General features: G+C 61.0%; 1 protein-coding gene. It reads left to right on the top strand.

From position 1 onward, the window contains the following. The coding region (locus EOA86_RS37405) for a murein L,D-transpeptidase family protein (protein ID WP_164892441.1) at positions 1 to 634 on the top strand (634 nt) is incomplete at both ends.

Here is a 634-nt window from a genome sequence, read left to right as displayed (position 1 = left end):
GTGATGGCCCGCATCTTCAAGGAAGAGGGCAAGCTCGAAATCTGGAAGGCCAAGACCAACGGCCGCTACGACTTGGTCGCCAGCTACGACATCTGCAAATGGTCGGGCAAGCTGGGCCCCAAATTCACCGAAGGCGACCGCCAGGCGCCGGAAGGCTTCTATACGGTCCGTCCGGCGCAGATGAATCCGCGGTCGAGCTACCACCTTGCGTTCAACATCGGTTATCCCAACGCCTACGACCGCGCCAATGGCCGCACCGGTTCCCATCTGATGGTCCATGGCGCCTGCTCGTCGTCGGGCTGCTATTCGATGACCGACGCACAGATCGAGCAAATCTACGCCTTCGGCCGCGATGCTTTCCAGGGCGGCCAGACCGAGTTCCAGATCCAGGCCTTTCCGTTCCGCATGACCGCCGCCAACATGGCGCGCTATCGCAAAGATCCGAACTACGAATTCTGGAAGATGCTGAAGGTCGGCTACGACAATTTCGAGATCACCAAAGTGCCGCCGAAGGTCGATGTCTGCGAGAAGCGCTATGTCTTCAACCAGGTCGCGGCTGACGGCGCGACCTTCGATCCGGCCGGCGCCTGCCCCGCGACCACGCAGCCGGATTCGCTGAAGAGCGCCTTCAATG

Origin of the sequence: Mesorhizobium sp. M5C.F.Ca.IN.020.32.2.1, assembly GCF_004023105.1 — a bacterium.
Lineage (GTDB): Bacteria > Pseudomonadota > Alphaproteobacteria > Rhizobiales > Rhizobiaceae > Mesorhizobium > Mesorhizobium wenxiniae.
The sequence above is the reverse complement of the archived record's forward strand: the minus strand, read 5'-3'. Positions and strand labels throughout refer to the sequence as shown.